The sequence below is a fragment of the Halomonas piscis genome (genome assembly GCF_031886125.1).
In the GTDB taxonomy this organism is placed as follows: domain Bacteria; phylum Pseudomonadota; class Gammaproteobacteria; order Pseudomonadales; family Halomonadaceae; genus Vreelandella; species Vreelandella piscis.
This window is the reverse complement of record NZ_CP119391.1, coordinates 2,283,779-2,302,078: the sequence shown is the minus strand read 5'-3', so window position 1 is coordinate 2,302,078 and position 18,300 is coordinate 2,283,779. Positions and strand designations below refer to the sequence as shown.

The 18,300-nt window shown below is 65.4% G+C and carries 16 protein-coding genes and 5 tRNA genes; 7 read left to right on the top strand and 14 right to left on the bottom strand.

Annotated features, from left to right (window positions below):
- The first annotated feature begins 5 nt into the window (after positions 1-5).
- Positions 6-1,031, top strand: a complete 1,026-nt coding sequence (locus P1P91_RS10800) for a patatin-like phospholipase family protein (RefSeq protein ID WP_311882545.1) — start codon at positions 6-8, stop codon at positions 1,029-1,031.
- Here the strand turns inward: P1P91_RS10800 and P1P91_RS10795 are convergent.
- On the bottom strand, positions 1,028-1,612 hold the full coding sequence (locus P1P91_RS10795) for a Smr/MutS family protein (protein WP_311882543.1): 585 nt from the start codon (positions 1,610-1,612) through the stop codon (positions 1,028-1,030). The two genes, P1P91_RS10800 and P1P91_RS10795, sit on opposite strands and share 4 nt — an antisense overlap.
- Positions 1,613-1,782: 170 nt before the next feature.
- On the opposite strand from P1P91_RS10795, the gene prmB reads away from it, so the two are divergent.
- Entirely contained in the window at positions 1,783-2,745 is a 963-nt protein-coding gene (gene prmB / locus P1P91_RS10790; RefSeq protein ID WP_311882541.1) for a 50S ribosomal protein L3 N(5)-glutamine methyltransferase, read from the top strand.
- A 13-nt stretch (positions 2,746-2,758) separates the two neighbouring features.
- Positions 2,759-3,826 carry a chorismate synthase gene (aroC, locus tag P1P91_RS10785; protein ID WP_311882540.1) on the top strand — a complete coding sequence of 356 codons (1,068 nt, stop codon included), beginning with the start codon at positions 2,759-2,761 and terminating at the stop codon, positions 3,824-3,826.
- Here aroC and lnt read toward each other — a convergent pair.
- The 5 genes from lnt to miaB form a co-directional block, all read right to left on the bottom strand.
- On the bottom strand, positions 3,823-5,337 hold the full coding sequence (gene lnt / locus P1P91_RS10780) for an apolipoprotein N-acyltransferase (RefSeq protein WP_311882537.1): 1,515 nt from the start codon (positions 5,335-5,337) through the stop codon (positions 3,823-3,825). The genes aroC and lnt overlap by 4 nt on opposite strands.
- Before the next feature lie 26 nt (positions 5,338-5,363).
- Positions 5,364-6,245 (bottom strand): HlyC/CorC family transporter, encoded by an 882-nt coding sequence (locus P1P91_RS10775; protein WP_311882536.1) that lies wholly within the window; start codon positions 6,243-6,245, stop codon positions 5,364-5,366.
- Between the two features lie 70 nt (positions 6,246-6,315).
- Entirely contained in the window at positions 6,316-6,819 is a 504-nt protein-coding gene (gene ybeY, locus P1P91_RS10770; RefSeq protein ID WP_311882534.1) for an rRNA maturation RNase YbeY, read from the bottom strand.
- Positions 6,816-7,880: a PhoH family protein gene (locus P1P91_RS10765; RefSeq protein WP_311882532.1), complete on the bottom strand. Its 1,065-nt coding sequence runs from the start codon at positions 7,878-7,880 to the stop codon at positions 6,816-6,818. The genes ybeY and P1P91_RS10765 overlap by 4 nt, the downstream gene beginning before the upstream one ends.
- A gap of 97 nt (positions 7,881-7,977) precedes the next feature.
- On the bottom strand, positions 7,978-9,321 hold the full coding sequence (gene miaB, locus P1P91_RS10760) for a tRNA (N6-isopentenyl adenosine(37)-C2)-methylthiotransferase MiaB (protein WP_311882531.1): 1,344 nt from the start codon (positions 9,319-9,321) through the stop codon (positions 7,978-7,980).
- 209 nt (positions 9,322-9,530) lie between these two features.
- Here miaB and P1P91_RS10755 point away from each other — a divergent pair.
- The 3 genes from P1P91_RS10755 to P1P91_RS10745 all read left to right on the top strand — a co-directional run bounded on the left by P1P91_RS10755 (position 9,531) and on the right by P1P91_RS10745 (position 9,804).
- Positions 9,531-9,606: transfer RNA gene (locus P1P91_RS10755), tRNA-Asn, on the top strand.
- A 24-nt stretch (positions 9,607-9,630) separates the two neighbouring features.
- A tRNA-Asn gene (locus P1P91_RS10750) sits at positions 9,631-9,706 on the top strand.
- 22 nt (positions 9,707-9,728) lie between these two features.
- Positions 9,729-9,804 (top strand) — tRNA-Asn (locus tag P1P91_RS10745).
- Between the two features lie 173 nt (positions 9,805-9,977).
- On the opposite strand, the gene P1P91_RS10740 is transcribed toward P1P91_RS10745, so the two are convergent.
- Positions 9,978-12,074 (bottom strand): carboxy terminal-processing peptidase, encoded by a 2,097-nt coding sequence (locus P1P91_RS10740; protein ID WP_311882530.1) that lies wholly within the window; start codon positions 12,072-12,074, stop codon positions 9,978-9,980.
- A 155-nt stretch (positions 12,075-12,229) separates the two neighbouring features.
- Between P1P91_RS10740 and P1P91_RS10735 the strand changes: the two genes are divergently transcribed.
- Positions 12,230-13,543, top strand: a complete 1,314-nt coding sequence (locus P1P91_RS10735) for a M18 family aminopeptidase (RefSeq protein WP_311882529.1) — start codon at positions 12,230-12,232, stop codon at positions 13,541-13,543.
- Positions 13,544-13,590: 47 nt separating this feature from the next.
- Here P1P91_RS10735 and P1P91_RS10730 read toward each other — a convergent pair.
- The 7 genes from P1P91_RS10730 to ispE form a co-directional block, all read right to left on the bottom strand.
- A tRNA-Met gene (locus tag P1P91_RS10730) sits at positions 13,591-13,667 on the bottom strand.
- Positions 13,668-13,748: 81 nt separating this feature from the next.
- Complete coding sequence (gene ychF / locus P1P91_RS10725; RefSeq protein ID WP_311882527.1) at positions 13,749-14,840, bottom strand: redox-regulated ATPase YchF; 1,092 nt, start codon at positions 14,838-14,840, stop codon at positions 13,749-13,751.
- A 50-nt stretch (positions 14,841-14,890) separates the two neighbouring features.
- Positions 14,891-15,472, bottom strand: coding sequence for an aminoacyl-tRNA hydrolase (pth, locus tag P1P91_RS10720; RefSeq protein ID WP_311882525.1), 582 nt, complete (start codon positions 15,470-15,472; stop codon positions 14,891-14,893).
- Positions 15,473-15,557: 85 nt separating this feature from the next.
- Complete coding sequence (locus tag P1P91_RS10715) at positions 15,558-16,229, bottom strand: 50S ribosomal protein L25/general stress protein Ctc (RefSeq protein ID WP_311882524.1); 672 nt, start codon at positions 16,227-16,229, stop codon at positions 15,558-15,560.
- 105 nt (positions 16,230-16,334) lie between these two features.
- Positions 16,335-17,276: a ribose-phosphate pyrophosphokinase gene (locus P1P91_RS10710; protein WP_311882522.1), complete on the bottom strand. Its 942-nt coding sequence runs from the start codon at positions 17,274-17,276 to the stop codon at positions 16,335-16,337.
- A gap of 73 nt (positions 17,277-17,349) precedes the next feature.
- Positions 17,350-17,424 (bottom strand) — tRNA-Gln (locus P1P91_RS10705).
- A gap of 24 nt (positions 17,425-17,448) precedes the next feature.
- Positions 17,449-18,300: a 4-(cytidine 5'-diphospho)-2-C-methyl-D-erythritol kinase gene (gene ispE / locus P1P91_RS10700; RefSeq protein WP_311882520.1), complete on the bottom strand. Its 852-nt coding sequence runs from the start codon at positions 18,298-18,300 to the stop codon at positions 17,449-17,451.

The window sequence follows — 18,300 nt, the reverse complement described above, 5'->3', positions numbered from 1 at the left end:
GAACCATGAACGAACAAGCAAAAGCCAGCAGGTGCAAGGTGGCGCTGGTGCTGGGCAGCGGCGGTGCCCGGGGCTATGCCCATATCGGCGTGATCGACGCCCTGGAAGCCCGGGGGGTTGACATCGTCTCCATTGCCGGCTGCTCCATGGGCGCGCTGGTCGGAGGGATCTACGCCGCGGGCAAGCTGCCCGAATACCGGGAGTGGGTCAGCCAGCTGGACTACCTGGACGTGCTGCGGCTGGTTGACGTGACCTGGAGCCCCATGGGGGCGATGCGCGCCAACAAGGTAATGGACAAGCTGGACGCCATGATCCACGACGTGCGCCTGGAAGACCTGCCGATTCCGGTGACCACGGTGGCCACCGACCTGATACGCCAGCGCGAAGTGTGGTTCCAGAACGGCTTGCTGCTGCGCGCCATCCGCGCCTCCATTGCCGTGCCCGGGGTCATCACGCCGGTGAACCTGGGCGACCAGGTGCTGGTGGACGGCGGCCTTTTGAACCCGCTGCCGCTGATGCCGGTGCTGGCCGCCCACGAAGCGGATATCGTGGTGGCGGTCAACGCCACGGCCCATAGCGCTCAGGCGGCCACGCTTGAGGAGCTGCTGCCGGAAAGGCCCGCCGAGCGGGTGGTGGACATGAGCGAGAACGCCCAGGTGGTCAGCCGCTGGATGGGCGAAGTGCGCACGGCGACCCGTCGTTTGTGGCAGGGAATCGGCAGCTTCGGCGGCGAGAAGAGCGACGTTAGCGAAGCCGAAGCGCGCGGCAAGCGCGAATGGGGCAAGCTGGACATGATCCTTGAGTCCTTCGACATTACTCAGGCGGCCCTTGCCAAATACAAGATCGCCGGCTATCCGCCCGACGTGCTGATCGACGTGCCCAAGACCGTGTGCAGCGCCTACGAGTTTCATCGCGCGGAAGACCTGATTCGGCTGGGGCGCCATCTGGCCGACGACGCCTTGAAGCATCATCTGAGCAGCGACGCCCGCGCGCAGCTGCCCTGCGCCGACGATCCGCCGGTGGGTGACTAGCCGCGGCCGGGTTTTTTCAGCAGCACGTAAACGGCGCCGGTGCCGCCGTCGGCGTCCGTTGCCGAGCAGAACGCCAGCACCCCGGGCCACTCGCGCAGCCAGGCGTTGGTATGGCTCTTGAGCACGGGGAAGTTCGCCGTGGCCCCCCAGGCCTTGCCGTGAACCACGATCACACAGCGAAGCCCCCGGGCAGCGGCGTCGCGAAGAAAGCTCTCAAGTTCCAGGCGCGCCTCTTCCAGGGTATAGCCGTGCAGGTCGAGCCCGGCCTGCCAGGCGGTTCGGCCGCGCTTCAGCTGGCTCAGGGTGCGCCAGGGCAGGTCCGGCAGCGAAAACTCCAGGTACTCGGAGGGGCGCACGGCTTCGACCCGGCCGTCCGAGGTGCGCCCGGTGGTGTTCAGCGTTTGGCTTTCCACCGCCGCCTTGCGCCGCATTGCCTTGTCGACAGCCGCCGGTTTGGGCTTGCCGGTATCCGCCCGATTGGTGTTCAGGCGACGCACCCCGGAAGCCTCGAGCGCCTGGCGAAAGGCGCTGAAGTCATCGTCATGAGGTGAGTCGTCGTGCGGGTAGCGGCGGCGGTTCATGGCAGGCTCGGCGTCTCAGGGAAAATCGCAGAAAATGTCTCGCAAGGGGGCACAGTATAGCGTGACAGGCGCCGCTGTGAACCGGCCGGCGCGAAAGGTACAATCAACGCTTTGCCGCCGTAGCGCAATCGCCGTTTCGCTATTGCCAACCTCACCGCCAAGGACTCAACGTGACCCGTCTGCTTTTTGCCAAGCCCCGATCCGCCTCGACGCTTTTCCAGCCTGATGCCGAGCTGGCCGCCGGGCTGCCTCGGCTGCGCGACTGCGTGCGCTGGGTGACCAGCGAATTTCATCTGGCCGGGCTGCACTACGGCCACGGCACGGACTCCGCCTGGGACGAGGCCGTGGCGCTTGTGCTCGGCGCGCTGCACCTTCCCTGGGACGTGGATCCGGCGGTGCTCGACGCCACGCTTCTGCCCGTGGAGCGGGCGCGCATCGTGGCGCTGGCGCGCAAGCGGATCACCCGGCGCGAGCCCTTGGCGTACCTGCTGGGCGAGGCGTTTTTTGCCGGGCTGGCGTTCAACGTCGACAAGCGCGTGCTGATCCCGCGCTCGCCGGTTGCCGAGCTTGTCGAAGACGGTTTCAGCGCCTTTTTTGGTGACGAGCCGCCGGCCCGGGTGCTGGACCTGTGCACCGGCTCGGGCTGCATCGGCATCGCCACCGCGCGCTATCTGCCGACCTGCGAGGTGATACTGACTGACGTGAGCCAAGACGCGCTGGCGGTAGCGAAGGAAAACATCACCCGCCACGAGGTGGGCGACCGAGTGCGCGCGGTAGAAGCCGACGTGTTCGACGGCCTGACCGGGCAGCGCTTTGAGCTGATCGTGGCCAACCCGCCCTACGTCGACGCCCGAGACCTGGCCACCATGCCGGCGGAGTTTCGCCACGAGCCCGAGATGGCGCTGGGAGCGGGCCGCGACGGCCTGGATATCGTGCGGCGCATGCTGCGCGATGCGCGCCACCACCTGACCGACGACGGCTGGCTGATCGTGGAAGTCGGCAACTCCGATCGCCACCTGGAAGCGGCCTTTCCCGACGTGCCCTTCGTGTGGCTGGAATTCGAACGCGGCGGGCAGGGCGTGTTTGCGCTCTCCGCCGCTGAACTCGACGCCTGCGCGGCGTCTTTCGAGTGAGGACATAACGCCCATGTCAGGCAATACCTTTGGCAAACTCTTTACCGTCACCACTTTCGGCGAAAGCCACGGCGAGGCCCTTGGCGCCATTGTGGACGGCTGCCCGCCGGGGCTTGCGCTGTGCGAAGACGACCTGCAGCGCGACCTTGACCGCCGCCGACCGGGCAGCTCTCGCCACACGACCCAGCGCAAGGAGGCCGACCGGGTGCGGATCCTTTCCGGGGTGTTCGAGGGTGAAACCACCGGTACGCCCATCGGGCTTTTGATCGAGAATACCGACCAGCGCTCGAAGGACTACTCGAAGATCAAGGATCAGTTCCGCCCGGCCCATGCCGACTATACCTATCACCACAAGTACGGCCGCCGTGACTACCGCGGCGGCGGGCGTTCAAGCGCCCGGGAAACCGCCATGCGCGTGGCCGCCGGCGCCATTGCCAGGAAATATCTCGCCGCCCGGGGCGTAGAGATTCGCGGCTACATGAGCCGGCTGGGGCCGTTGGAAATGGCGTTCAAAAGCTGGGAGGCGGTGGAGCAGAACGCGTTTTTCTGCCCGGATGCCGAGCGCGTGCCCGAGCTTGAAGCGTATATGGATCAGCTGCGCCGGGACCAGGATTCCGTGGGCGCGGAGGTGACCGTGATCGCCGAGGGCGTGCCGGTGGGGCTGGGCGAGCCGGTGTTCGATCGCCTGGACGCCGACATCGCCCGCGCGCTGATGGGCATCAACGCGGTGAAGGGGGTGGAAATCGGCGCGGGCTTTGCCGCCGTGGCCCAGCGCGGCAGCGAGCACCGCGATGAAATGACCCCGGACGACGGCTTTCTGACCAACAACGCCGGCGGCGTGCTGGGCGGGATCTCCAGCGGCCAGCCGGTGGTGGCTCGGCTGGCGCTGAAGCCAACCTCCAGCATCACCACACCCGGGCGCTCGGTGAACGTCCAGGGCGAGGCCGTGGAGGTGGTGACCAAGGGCCGCCACGATCCCTGCGTGGGCATTCGCGCCACGCCCATCGCCGAGGCCATGATGGCGCTTGCGCTGATGGATCACTGGCTGCGCCAGCGCGGCCAGAACGGCGAGGCCGGCTAGCGCCGCTGGCTCTCCGGGCCGGCCGTTGCTCGGCGCCGGCGGACAAGGCCGGGTATGACCAGCGCGCCGGCCAGAAGCCAGGCCGGCCAGCTGCCCAGCCGGGTAAAGGGCGTAAGCCCCTCCATGGCGTAAAACTCGCCGGTGAGGCTCGCGGCCTCGAACTGCGGCGCTCGGGCCTCGACTTCGCCTTTGGGGTTGATGATGGCGGTAATGCCGTTGCTGGTGGCGCGCAGCACGTAGCGGCCGTTTTCCCGGGCGCGCAGCCGCGCCATCTGCAGGTGCTGGTGGGGGCCGATGGAGCCGCCAAACCAGGTGTCGTTGGAGACGGTGATCAGCGCGCCGCTGTGCCGGGCGCGGCTGGCGACCAGCTGCGGATAGATGATTTCGTAGCAGATGGCGTTGCCCAGCGCCGTGCCCGCCGCGCTCATGGGCGTCTGCTCGCCGGCGCCGGAGGCAAAGGTCGACATCGGCAGGTCAAAGAAGTCGATGGTGCCGCGCAGCAAGCTTTCCAGCGGCAGGTATTCGCCAAAGGGTACAAGATGCTCCTTCTGGTAGCTGCCCTCGACGTCGCCTACGCCGACGACGCTGTTGAAGTACTGTCCGGCCGCGTTGCGCTGGACGATGCCGGTCATCAGCGCGGTATCCGGTGCCAGGTTGGCCTGCACCCGGGACAGCACCATGCGCGCGTCCTGCTCGGCCATGGGCAGCGCGGTTTCCGGCCACAGGATCAGGTCGACGTCATCGGCGACCTGCCGGGTCAGCCTGGCGTAGGTGTTGGCGGCTTCGCGCTGGCCCTCGGCGGTCCACTTGGTCAGTTGGGGGAGGTTGCCCTGGAGCAGGGCAACCCGGGTCGGCTCGGCGTCGGCGCGGTGCGTCCACTGGCCGGGCAGGGCGAGCGGCACCAGCCAGATGGCGGCAAGCGGCGCTACGGCCCAGAGGCGGCGGCAGAGCACCAGCTCGGCCAGCAGAGTGCCGCTCAGGGCCACCAGCAGCGACAGCAGATAAACCCCGCCTACCGGCGCCCACTCGGCCAGCGGCGCATCCACCTGGCTTGAGCCCAGCAGCAGCCAGGGAAAGCCGGTAAACAGGTAGGTGCGCAGCACCTCGCCCAGCACCCAGATGCCGGCGAAGGTCAAAAACGCCAGTCGGGGGGTGAAAAAGCGCCGATAAAGCCACAGCGTCGCGGCGAAAAACAGCGCCAGTACGACGACGAACAGCGCGGTAAGAAACACCGCCAGCGGCACGCCGGTATAGCCGTAGTCGTGGATCGAGACGTAGACCCAGGAGGTGCCGCTGGCAAAGAGCCCCACGCCGTAGAGCCATCCCTTGAAGGCCGCCTGGGCCGGCGTCAGACGATAAAGGCCGGTGTAGACCAGCGCGATGGCCACGGGGCCCAGCCACCAGAGCTTAAACGGGGAAGCGGTCAACGTAGTGAGAACGCCGGCAATCAGCGCCGCCAGGAGCTGGCCGTAAAAGGCCGGCGAGCGGCGGCTAACAAGGGGTTCCTTCATCAAACGGTATCCTGTGAAAACGCCGGTCAGGCGTCGGGAGCGGCGGGGGGATCGCCCGGGTCGGGGGCGACTTCCAGCAGGCGGATGCGACGGTTGTCGGCGTTGAGCACGGTAAAGCAGTAGCCGCCAATGCAGGTCTGCTCGCCGCGCCCTGGCAGGTGGCCGAACTGCTGCATGACCAGCCCCCCCAGGGTGTCGAATTCGTCGTCGCTGAAGCCGGTGTCAAAGCGCGCGTTGAAGTCGTCGATGGGCGTCAGCGCGCGCACCGCAAAGCGGCCGTCGTCGAGCGGGCGGATATCGTCGTCCTCGTCGGTGTCGTGCTCGTCTTCGATGTCGCCGACGATCTGCTCGAGAATGTCCTCGATGGTGATGATACCGGCAGTGCCGCCGTATTCGTCGACGACCACGGCCATGTGGTTATGGGTATCGCGAAACTCCTTGAGCAGGCTGTTGAGCCGTTTGGACTCGGGCACGAACATGGCCGGGCGCAGCACCTCGTCGAGCTGGAAGGCGTCGCGCTGCTGCTGGGAGCGCGAGAGCAGCGGCAAAAGGTCCTTGGCCAGCAAAAGCCCCTTGACGTCGTCGAGGTTGTCGCCGATGACCGGGTAGCGCGAGTGGCCGGTTTCCTCGATCAGCGGCAGATAGCCTTCCACCGGCTGATCGAGGGTGATGGCAATCACCCGAGAGCGCGGAATGAGTATTTCGCGCACCTGCTGGTCGCTGATGTGCAAAGCGCCTTCGATGATGGTCAGGGCGTCCTGATCCAGCTTGAGCCTGCCTGCGGTATCGCGCAGGAAGGCCATCAGCTCGTCGCGTGAATGCAGGTCGTCGCCGTCTCCGGTAAAGGCGCCAAAGAGCTTGCCCATCCAGTTTCTGGACGCTGACGTGCTCGTTCGGTCGTCGCTCATGCGCGGGTTCCCTTGTGGTATCGCGTTGGGTGATATCGCACCGGCTCGTGCGACAGGGCGATGGCTGACGTCAGCCGGCGGCGTAGGGGTCGGCAATGCCGAACCCGGCGAGTATCTCGCGCTCCAGCTGCTCCATGACGTCGGCCTCATCGTCGTCAACATGATCATACCCTAGCAGGTGCAGGGTGCCATGTACCACCATATGGGCATAGTGATCGGCGAGCGCCTTGCGCTGGCTCTGCGCTTCGTCGGCAACCACGGCGTGGCAGATCACCAGGTCCCCCAGCAGCCCAAGGTTGACCCCGGGCGGCGCCTCGAAGGGGAAGGAAAGCACGTTGGTGGGCTTGTCCCGACCGCGGTAGTCGCGGTTGAGCGCCCGGCTTTCCTCCGCCGTGACAAAGCGCACGGTGAGCTCGCTGCCGGGGGCGTCCGGGTGGTGGGCCAGCACGCCGCCCGCCCAGCGCGCCAGCGCCGGCTGGCCGGGAAGGGCAATGTTGTCGACGGCCGAGACGGCTACCTGGCGATCGACAACGGCGTCGCTGAAGGACGGAATATCGCGCTCGGGCCGGCTCATGAGGAACCGTCGCGGGCTCTGAGACGCTCCTCGCGCTCCTGCTTGCGCGCCTCGTGGCGCCTGCGCTCCTCGGCTTCTTCCCGGGATTCGTATTCGTCGTAGGCTTCGATGATACGCTGCACCAGCGGATGGCGGACCACGTCCTTGGCGGCAAAGTGGGTGGTGCCGATGCCGGGGGTTTCCCTGAGCACGTCGAGCACCTGAATCAGCCCCGAGCGCTGCCCCTTGGGCAGGTCCACCTGGGTGACGTCGCCGGTGATTACCGCGGTGGAGCCAAAGCCGATTCGGGTGAGGAACATCTTCATCTGCTCGGGCGTGGTGTTCTGGCTTTCGTCGAGAATGATGTAGGCGTTGTTCAGCGTGCGCCCGCGCATGTAGGCCAGCGGGGCGATTTCGATGATCTGGCGCTCGATGAGCTTGGACACCTGCTCAAAGCCGATCATCTCGTAGAGCGCGTCGTAAAGCGGGCGCAGGTAGGGGTCGATCTTCTGGGCCAGATCGCCGGGGAGAAAGCCGAGCTTTTCGCCGGCTTCCACCGCCGGGCGCACCAGCAGAATACGGCGCACTTCCTGCTGGTTGAGCGCTTCCACCGCCGCGGCTACCGCCAGGTAGGTCTTGCCCGTGCCCGCCGGGCCGATGCCGAAGTTGATGTCGTGCTCGCGCACGCTCGACACGTAGCGCTGCTGATTGACGCCGCGCGGCTTGATGACGGTGCGCGGCGTGCGGATCACGACGCTATCGTCGGGGTCGCCGGCGTCCTCTTCGGCCAGCGCCTCGAGGCCGGACTCCTGCAGAAAGAGGTGTACCGTATCGGCCTCCAGCTCGTGAGAGGCGGTCTCGCGATAGAGGTGTTCGAGCACGTTGGCCGCCGCCTTGATGCGGTTGGCGGCGCCGGCCAGCTGAAAGACGTTGCCGCGATTGCGCAGGGTGATGTCCAGGCGGCTTTCGATCAGCTTCAGGTGCTCGTCCCGCTGGCCGCAAAGGCTCGCGAGCCGCTGGGGATCGTTGGGTTCGAGGCTTAGGGTGATGATGCGGTTGGCCTGAGAGGATGGCTGGCTCAAGAGAGGAAAACCCGTCGGTTGTTAAATGTGCCCCCAGCTTACTGCCCCGACCGGCGTCGGGGCAATTATGCGGGGATAGAGCGGAGGCGAGGTCGGATCAGTAGCGCTCGGGAGAGGCCAGCTCGCCGCGCAGCGAGTTGGGCAGCGCCTCGACGATGTCGACGTCGACGAAGTAGCCGATCAGCTCGGTGGGGTTGGCGGCGCGGAAGTTGACCACGCGGTTGTTCTCGGTGCGTCCGGAAAGCTCGCCGGGGTCCTTGGGCGAAAAGCCCGACACCAGAATCCGCTGGGTGGTGCCGACCATCCGCCGGCTGATCTGGCCGGCCTGCTGCAGAATGCGCTGCTGGAGAATTGCCAGGCGTTCCTTTTTCACGCTTTCCGGCGTTTCGTCCGGCAGAGAAGCGGCCGGGGTGCCCGGGCGAGCGGAGTAGACAAAGCTGAAGGAGTGATCGAAGCCGATGCGGCCGATAAGCTCCATGGTGTCCTTGAAGTCCTGCTCGGTTTCGCCGGGAAAGCCGATGATGAAGTCCGACGAGAAGCTGATGTCCGGGCGGTTGGCGCGGATGCGCTCCATCTTGTCGACGTACTCTTCGGCGGTGTGGCCGCGCTTCATGGCGGCAAGGATATTGTCGGAGCCGGACTGCACCGGCAGGTGCAGGTGGCTCACCAGCTCGGGTATCTCGGCGTAGGCGTCGATCAGGCTGTCGCTGAACTCCACCGGGTGCGAGGTGGTGAAGCGGATGCGGTCGATGCCGTCGATGGCCGCGACGCTGGCGATCAGTTCGGCCAGGTCCACCTCGTCGCCGAGATCGTCTTCGCCGCGGTAGGCGTTGACGTTCTGGCCCAGGAGGTTGATTTCGCGCACGCCCTGATCGGCCAGATGCATGACTTCGTCGATGACCGCATCGAACGGGCGCGAGACTTCCTCGCCCCGGGTGTAGGGCACCACGCAGAAGCTGCAGTACTTGGAGCAGCCTTCCATGATCGAGACGAAGGCCGTGGCGCCGTCGGCGTGGGGTTTGGGCAGGTGATCGAACTTCTCGATTTCGGGAAAGGTGACGTCCACCGCGGCGATCTGGTTGTCGCGGTGCTTGTCGAGCATGCCGGGCACCCGGTGCAGGGTCTGGGGGCCGAACACCATGTCGACCTGGGGAGCGCGCTTGCGCAGGGCCTCGCCTTCCTGGCTGGCCACGCAGCCGCCCACGCCGATCACCAGGTCGGGATTGGCCTGCTTGAGTTTTTTCCAGCGCCCCAGCTGATGAAACACCTTTTCCTGGGCCTTTTCCCGGATCGAGCAGGTATTGAGCAGGATAACGTCGGCCTCCTGCTCGCTGTCGGTGAGTTCAAGCCGGTGGGACTCGCCGAGCATGTCCGCCATGCGCGCCGAGTCGTACTCGTTCATTTGGCAGCCGTGCGTCTTGATGAAAAGCTTCTTCGCCATCGGTACCTGGGATCTGTGGGTCGTCAAAGACTACGCCTCGTGAACAGACGAGATAGCGTCAAGGGACGAGGGTGAATGGTGGCGCGGCGCCGCCGCGTGCTGTGCCTGCACGCATTATACGGACGCGAGCGGGGCTCTGCTAGCGTTCGGCAAAACCCTACTTGACCCGTGGTGCGTGACGGGTATACTACGCAGCGTGTTTCAGCGGATCCCCGATAGCTCAGCCGGTAGAGCAAATGACTGTTAATCATTGGGTCGCAGGTTCGAATCCTGCTCGGGGAGCCAGACACACCGCACGCGCCGCACGATTCCCCGATAGCTCAGCCGGTAGAGCAAATGACTGTTAATCATTGGGTCGCAGGTTCGAATCCTGCTCGGGGAGCCAACCTCACCGCGCGCCGCACGATTCCCCGATAGCTCAGCCGGTAGAGCAAATGACTGTTAATCATTGGGTCGCAGGTTCGAATCCTGCTCGGGGAGCCAGCCCATCGGCTAACGCCTGACGCTCAACTATCTTCTCGTTTTTACGCTGATGCTCTGCATTCGGCGAGTTTCGCGTGTTCGTCCGCCGGGCTTTCTCGGCAATGACGGATCGCCAGGCACAAAAAAGCCCCGCCGGGCCACCCGGCGGGGCGCTCTACGCTGGGACAGGCAGCTTAGCCCTTGGCCAGGCGCGTATTTGCCGCGAGGCCGGCGTAGTCGAGCAGAATTTCCGCGGCTTCCAGTACCTGGGCGCGCTCGGCGGGCATGTCTTCATCGTCGTCGTCTTTGTCGTCGTTTATCCCGTCCTGGTGGCTCCCGGCCATGGCGTCCTCGCGGGCGTCGATCCATTCGTCGAGCTCCTCCATGCCCAGCGCTCGGCGGCGCTGGTTCTCAAGCGACAGCTGCTCGGCCTCCTGGGCCTCCATTTCCTTTTTCCGCTGCTCGCGATTGAGGCTGACGGTGGTGTGCTGCTCGCGCAGCTTGCGGGCCAGAGCCGACTGGCGCTCGAGATAGACAAAGTTGGGATTGTCCTCGGCGCGCGCTTCGTGGCGCTTTTTCAGCGCGGGCAGAAACTCTTCCGGCTGGCCGTAGCGGCGATACTGCACGTCGCGCACGCTGTCCCAGCCCAGGGCGTTATCCAGGCTGCTTTCGCCGATGCGCTCGGGGTCGATCAGGCTGGGGAAGGTAATGTCCGGCTCAATACCGCGGTTTTGCGTGCTCTTGCCGGAAATCCGGTAGAACTTCGCCCGGGTGAGCTTGAGTTCGCCGTGGTTGAGCTGGTCAAGAGTCTGCACCGTGCCCTTGCCGAAAGTGTTCGATCCGAGAACCAGGCCGCGGCCGTAGTCCTGGATGGCGCCGGCGAAAATCTCCGAGGCGGAGGCGGACAGGCGGTTGACCAGCACGCCCAGGGGGCCGTCGTAGAGGGTGCCGGCTTCGCTGTCGCCGTAGAGCTGGATGCGGCCCCGGGCGTCGCGTACCTGCACCGTGGGGCCGCGATCGATGAACAGGCCAATCAGCGAGTTGGCTTCCTGAAGGGCACCGCCGCCGTTATTGCGCAGGTCCAGCACGATGCCTTCGACGTCCTGCTCCTTGAGCTTTTCGACTTCCTCGGCGACGTCTCGGGTAGTGCTGCGGTAGTCGTCTTCGCCGGCCTGCCAGGCGTCAAAGTCGACGTAGAAGGTGGGCACGTTGATCACGCCGAGGGAGTGTGGCTCGCCGTCGCGCTCAAGCTCGATGACTTCGCTGCTGGCGGCCTGGTCTTCCAGGTCCACGGTGTCCCGAGTGATGGCGACGACGTGGGAGCGGGTGGTATCCACCGCCTGGGCGGGAATGACTTCGAGGCGGACCTTGGAGCCCTTGGGGCCTCGAATCAGATCCACGACGTTGTCCAGGCGCATGCCGATGACGTTGACCATCTCGTCCTCGTCTTCCTGGCCCACGGCAATGATGCGGTCGGCGGGCTTGAGCACGCCGGCGCGCTCGGCCGGGCCGCCGGCCACCAGACTTGCCACCTTGACGTATTCGCCGTCGGTCTGGAGCAGCGCGCCGATGCCTTCCAGAGACAGGCTCATCTGGATATCGAAGGACTCGCCCTGGCGCGGCGACAGATACGCGGTGTGCGGCTCGATGCTGCCGGTCACGGCGGCCATGAAGAGGCCAAAGACGTCTTCGGGCTCGGTCTGTTCGATGCGCGACAGCTGGCCTTCGTAGCGCTGGCGCAGGGCGTCTTCGACCTGCTCGCGATCCTGATCGGTCAGAGCCAGGCTCAGAGCGTCGTTTTTCAGCCGCTTTTCCCACAGCGTTTCAAGCTCGCTTTCGCGGGTGGCGAAGGCGGCGTCCTCGCGGTCGACCTCCAGGCGCTGATTGCCGTCGAAATCGAAATCCAGCCCCTGGTCGAGCTCGTCCAGCAGCCATTCAAGGCGCGCTTCGCGCCGCTGGCTGGCGCGCTGGTGGAGGGCAAATACCTCGTCCAGCTCGCCGTTTTTCAGCACTCGACCAAGCTCGGTGCGCAGGTGGTTGAACGGCTTGATGTCGCGCTGTAGCAGATAGGCGCGCTGACCGTCTAGAATATCCAGATAGCGGTCAAAGGCGTTCTGGGACCAGGCTTCGTCAAAATTCACGTCCGCGTAGTGCCCGTAGCGCAGCGAGTCCGCGCTTTCCACGGCGGCCTGACGCTGCTCATCGGTCGGCTCCAGGGCCATGACCGCGCTGCTCATGATCAGCACCGCGGTAAGGACGGTCAGGCGCGAAAGGGTGGCAAACCAGCTCATCAATCAAGCTCTCCCGGGGTTAGGTATACTCAGGCCCTTGTGCGGCAAGCGGCTAGAGCGCAAGTAGTCAGCATAGTGCGTGAACCGAAAACGCATTGTAGCAGTTAGCCTGCGTCCCCGAGACTCATACCATCATTCTTGTCAGGGAGTTTTTCATGCCCCAGGGCGAACATACCGATACCCTCGACCGCCTGCGCGACTTTTTGCACACCTCGCCCACGCCGTGGCACGCCACGCGCAACATGGCCCGACGGCTAGAGCGTGCCGGCTTTCAGCGGCTGGAGGAGACCCGTGACTGGGAGCTGGCCGCGGGCGGGCGCTACTACGTGACCCGCAACGATTCGTCGATTATTGCCTTTCAGCTGCCCCGCTCGGCGCTTGCCGCGCTGCGCATGATCGGCGCCCACACCGACAGCCCCGGGCTTCACTTGAAGCCCAACGCGAGCCAATACGCCGCCGGCTGGCTGCAGCTGGGCGTGCAGGTCTACGGCGGGGCGCTGCTGGCGCCCTGGTTTGACCGCGACCTGGGGCTTGCCGGGCGGGTGCACGTGCGCCACGGCGACGGCCGTCTGGAAAGCGTGCTGCTGAACGTCGACCGGCCAGTGGCCACGGTTCCCAGCCTGGCCATCCATCTGGACCGCGAGGCCAACAGCGGTCGGGCAATCAACCCCCAGACGCAGATGGCGCCGGTGCTGTTGCAGAGCGAGAGCGCCACTCTGACGCCGCTGCTGCAAGCCTGGCTGGTGCAGGAGCACGGCCTTGACGACGTTGAAGTGGTGGATTTCGAGCTTTCGTTTTACGACGTTCAGCCGCCGGCGCTGGTGGGCGTGAAGCAGGAGCTGATTGCCAGCGCTCGGCTGGACAACCTGCTGTCCTGCTTTGCGGGGGTGGAGGCGCTGCTCGAGTGCGACGGCGAGCAGGGCGCGCTGCTGGTGGCCAACGACCACGAAGAGGTCGGCAGCGCCAGCGCCTGCGGCGCCCAGGGCCCGTTTCTGAACGACGTGCTGCGCCGTCTCAACGAGCAGGTCGGTGGAAAAACCGAGGCGTCGCTGGTGCAGCTGATCCAGTCATCGCTGATGGTTTCCTGCGACAACGCCCATGCGCTGCATCCCAACTTTCTCGACAAGCACGACGAGCAGCACGGTCCGGCGATCAACCAGGGGCCGGTGATCAAGGTCAACGCCAGCCAGCGCTACGCCACCAGCAGCGCCACCGGGGCGCTGTTCCGCGATATCTGTCGGGAGGCCGCGGTGCCGGTTCAGGCGTTCGTTACCCGGGCAGACATGGGCTGCGGCAGCACTATCGGGCCGATCACCGCCACCGAGGTCGGCGTGCCGACGCTGGACGTGGGCGTTCCCCAGTGGGCCATGCACTCCGTCCGCGAAACCGCCGGGACCGAGGACCTAACCTACCTGACCCGCGCGCTGCGAAGCTTTCTGAACCGGCCGAGCCTTGGGCCTGAGGCCTGACGCAGAAAAGCCCGCTCGACGGCGGGCTTTTCTCTCTTTATTCGGGTTGGTAGCTACGCCCTGATTCGAACAGGGGACCCCATCATTATGAGTGATGTGCTCTAACCAACTGAGCTACGTAGCCATTCAACGGGAGCGGATACTACCCGGCAGCCGGGAAGGCGTCAAGCGCTTTTCCCGGCGCCCCGTTTTGTTGGTGCGCGCCTCAGACGTTGAAGCGGAAGTGGATGACGTCGCCGTCCTGGACGATGTAGTCCTTGCCCTCCAGGCGCCACTTGCCGGCATCCTTGGCCGCCTGCTCGCCGCCCAGGCCGACGAAATCGTCGTAGGCCACCACTTCGGCGCGGATGAAGCCTTTCTGGAAGTCGGTGTGGATCACCCCCGCCGCTTCCGGCGCGGTAGCGCCTTCGCGCACGGTCCAGGCGCGAACTTCCTTCACCCCGGCGGTAAAGTAGGTCTGCAGCCCCAAAAGCGAGTAGCCGGCGCGGATCACCCGGTCGAGCCCGGGCTCGGCCATGCCCATCTCGTCGAGGAACATGGCGCGCTCTTCGTCGTCGAGCTCGGCGATTTCGGCTTCGATCTGGTTGCACACCGGTACCACCACCGCGCCTTCTTCGGCGGCGATCTCGTTGACTACGTCGAGGTAGGGGTTGTCGGCAAAGCCGTCTTCGTTGACGTTGGCGATGTACATGGTGGGCTTCAGGGTCAAAAAGCCGAAGCTTTTGACCTGCTCTTTCTCTTCGTCGTCCAGGCCGGCGCTGCGCAGCGGCTGGCCTTCGGCCAGGTGCGGCTGCACCTTGTCGAGCACGGCCTTGGTGGCCACGGCCTCCTTGTCGCCGCCCTTGACGGCGCGCACCAGCCGCTGAAGGGCCTTTTCCACGGTGTCCAGGTCGGCCAGCGCCAGCTCCATGTTGATGATCTCGATGTCGGCGCGGGGGTCGACCTGGTTGGCGACGTGGATGACGTTGTCGTTGTCAAAGCAGCGCACCACGTGGGCGATGGCCTGGGTTTCGCGAATATTGGCGAGAAACTTGTTGCCCAGGCCTTCGCCCCGGGAGGCGCCGGCTACCAGTCCGGCGATGTCGACAAACTCCATGGTGGTGGGCAGCACCCGCTCGGGCTTGACGATGGCCGCGAGCGGGTCGAGCCGCGGGTCGGGCATGGGCACGATGCCGACGTTGGGCTCGATGGTGCAGAAGGGGAAGTTTTCGGCGTCGATGCCCGACTTGGTCAGCGCGTTGAAGAGCGTGGACTTGCCGACGTTGGGCAGGCCGACAATACCGCAGTTGAAACCCATGGTGATGATTCCTGAAAAACGTGAGTGAATAGCGGCCGGAAAGAAGGGCGTTATTTGGCGCTGTGCAGGCGCTGCATGGCCCGGGGCCAGTCGCCGGCAAGCCCCAGCGGCAGAGTGGCGAGGCATTCGTCCAGCGCGGCGTCGATGGCGACCTGCTCGGCCTTGCTCGGGCGGCTGAGCACGTAGTTGACCACCCGGTGAGACTCACCGGGGTGGCCGATGCCGATGCGCAGGCGATGGAACTGCTTCTGCTGGCCAAGGGCGCTGATGGTGTCGCGCAGGCCGTTGTGGCCGCCGTGGCCGCCGCCGGTTTTATAGCGTGCCTGGCCGGCGGGCAGGTCAAGCTCGTCGTGGGCCACGAGCAGCTCCTCGGGGGCCAGCTTGAAAAACTGGCACAGCGCGGCCACGGCGGCCCCGCTTTTGTTCATGAAGGTGGTGGGGTTGAGCAGATGCAGCTCGCTGTTGCCCAGCCGTGCCCTGGCATAGAGGCCGAGAAACTTCTTTTCCGGGCGCAGCTCGACGCGCGCCTCCCGGGCCACGGCGTCCACCAGCCAGGCGCCGGCGTTGTGTCGCGTGGCCGCGTACTGCGGGCCGGGGTTCCCCAGGCCGATAAGCGCCAGGACCTGACTCATTGTTCCCCTCCAAAAAAAATCAAGCGCCGAAGCGCTTGATCATAACATTTAGCGGGCCGTGCCGGGCACGGCCCGGGCCTGTGGCTTACTCGGCGTTGTCACCTTCGCCTTCGCCAGACCCTTCACCTTCGCCTTCGCCTTCGCCTTCTTCGGTCTCGTCCTCTTCGTCGTCGCGATCCTTCATCTTGACGACGCTGAGCACGGCCATGTCGTGTTCATCGCTGTGAGCGAGATCCACCGAGCGTACGCCTTCCGGCATCTTGATGTCGGAGAGGTGCAGGGTAGTGCCCACTTCCACGTCGGAAATGTCAATTTCCAGGTTGTCCGGCAGGTCTTTGGGCAGGCAGTAGACGGCGACTTCCACGGCCAGGGTGTGCAGCTCGCCGTCCTGGTCCTTGATGCCCACGCACTGCTCTTCGCCGGTGACGTGCAGCGGGATGTTGATGGTGATTTCCTGCTTGGCGTCCACGCGCATGAAGTCGGCGTGGGTCATCAGCGGCTTGAACGGGTGGCGCTGCAGGTCACGCACGATGACCTGTTCCTTGGTGCCCTCGATATTCAGATCGATGATCGAGGAGAAGAACGCTTCGCTTTCGGCAGCCTTGTAGAAGGAAGTCTTTTCCACGGCGATGGCCTGCGGCGCCTTGTCGCCGCCGTAGACCACGGCGGGAACTTGTTCGTTTGCACGACGCAGGCGGCGGCTCGCACCTTTCCCCAGGTCGGAACGAACGCTGGCGTTAAGGATAAAATCGGACATTGGTTGTGCCTCTTGGTTAACGTTGGAAAACGCCGCCGCCCGCGACCAGGCGACGGCGTTTCCAGAAGCGGCGGGGCACTCCCCGCCGCTGCGAAAGTCAGGCAATCAGTGGAACATTGCGCTGACGGATTCTTCGTTGCTGACCCGGCGAATCGCCTCGGCGATCAGCCCGGCGACGCTGAGCTGGCGGATGCGGCCGCTGCGACGCGCGTTTTCCGCCAGCGGAATCGTATCGGCCACCACGACTTCGTCAAGCACGGAGTCGGTAATGTTGTCCACCGCCGGACCCGAGAGAATGGCGTGAGTCGCGTAGGCCACCACGCTCTTGGCGCCGCGCTCCATCAGCGCTTCGCCGGCCTTGCACAGGGTGCCGGCGGTGTCGATCATGTCGTCGACCACCACGCAGGTGCGGCCTTCGATCTCGCCGATGATATGCATGATCTGGGCCTGATTGGCCGCCGGGCGGCGCTTGTCGATGATCGCCAGATCGACGTTGAGCGCCTTGGCGATGGCCCGGGCGCGTACCACGCCGCCGACGTCCGGGGAGACCACAACCAGATCGCGGTAGTTTTGCCGCTCGATATCGTCGAGCAGGATCGGCGAGCCGTAGACGTTGTCCACCGGCACGTCGAAGAAACCCTGGATCTGGTCGGCGTGAAGGTCCATGGTCATCACCCGGTCCACGCCGGCCTTGACCATCATGTCGGCCACCACCTTGGCCGAGATCGGCACCCGCGAGGAGCGCACCCGGCGATCCTGGCGGGCGTAGCCGAAGTAGGGCAGTACGGCGGTGATGCGCGCCGCCGAGGCGCGACGCAGGGCGTCAACCATCAGGATCATTTCCATCAGGTTATCGTTGGTGGGCGCACAGGTGGACTGCAGGATGAAGACATCCTTGCCGCGCACGTTCTCATTGATCTCGACTGCGATCTCGCCATCGCTGAACTGGCCGACCGTGGCGTTACCCATTCGGCTGTCCAGGCTATCGGCAATCTTGTGAGCGAGCTCGGGATTGGCGTTCCCGGCGAAAACCATCAGTTTTGACACGCGCAGCCACCTTTGCAGTGTTGGAAATCTCGGGCGTTCTTGCTAGGCCGTTCGGCGCCGCTGTCTGCCGGACTGGCTGGGGTAGCAGGATTCGAACCTGCGCATGCCGATACCAAAAACCGGTGCCTTACCGCTTGGCGATACCCCAGTTGTGTTCCAGCAGGGCTGGCGTTTAGCCGCCCAGAGCTTCATGAAGGGGTGAGTGATTGCATCCTCTGGCGATCCAGGCCGTGCCGTATTCGCCTGCCGCCTGTGCTATTCGCCGGGCGTCAGACGCGTGCGGGAAAGCCGCAAACACGCAGGCTCCGGTACCGGTAAGCCCGGCTGGCGCGTAGCGACCAAGATAGCCAAGCGCGCTTGCGACCGGCGGATATCGGGCTCTGACCACGGCTTCGCAGTCGTTGCGCCAGGTGGATGCTCCCCCCTGAAGTGCGCGCGCCATATTAATCGGCGGGGTATGGCGTGTCAATTCTGGATCGCCGAACACCCCGGCGGTGGAGACGCTCACGCCGGGGTGAATGACCACGAACCAGGGGGTTGCCAGCTGGACCGGCGTAAGCCTGTCGCCGACGCCTTCGGCCCAGGCGCTGCGGCCTCTGACGAACACCGGCACGTCCGCCCCCAGCGCCAGGCCCAGCGTCGCCAGCTCGTCAAGCGACAGCCCGAGTCGCCAGAGCGCGTTGAGCCCCAGAAGCACCGTGGCGGCGTTGGAACTGCCGCCGCCAAGCCCGCCGCCCAGGGGCAGGCGCTTGTCGATCTCGATGCTGACGCCGCAGCCGGCGGGCGCAAGGCGTTGCAGCCGCCGGGCGGCGCGCAGGGCCAGGTTGTCGTCGTCGGCCACGCCGTCAAGGGGGCTTTCCAGCACCAGCCGGCCGTCAACCCGGGGAGTCAGCGTGATCTCGTCACACAGGTCGAGAAACTGAAACAGCGTCTGCAGCTCGTGATAGCCGTCCGGCCGCCGGCCGACAATATGCAGCGTGCGGTTGAGCTTGGCCGGCGCGGGTAGCGTAAGCGAGGCCGTCAT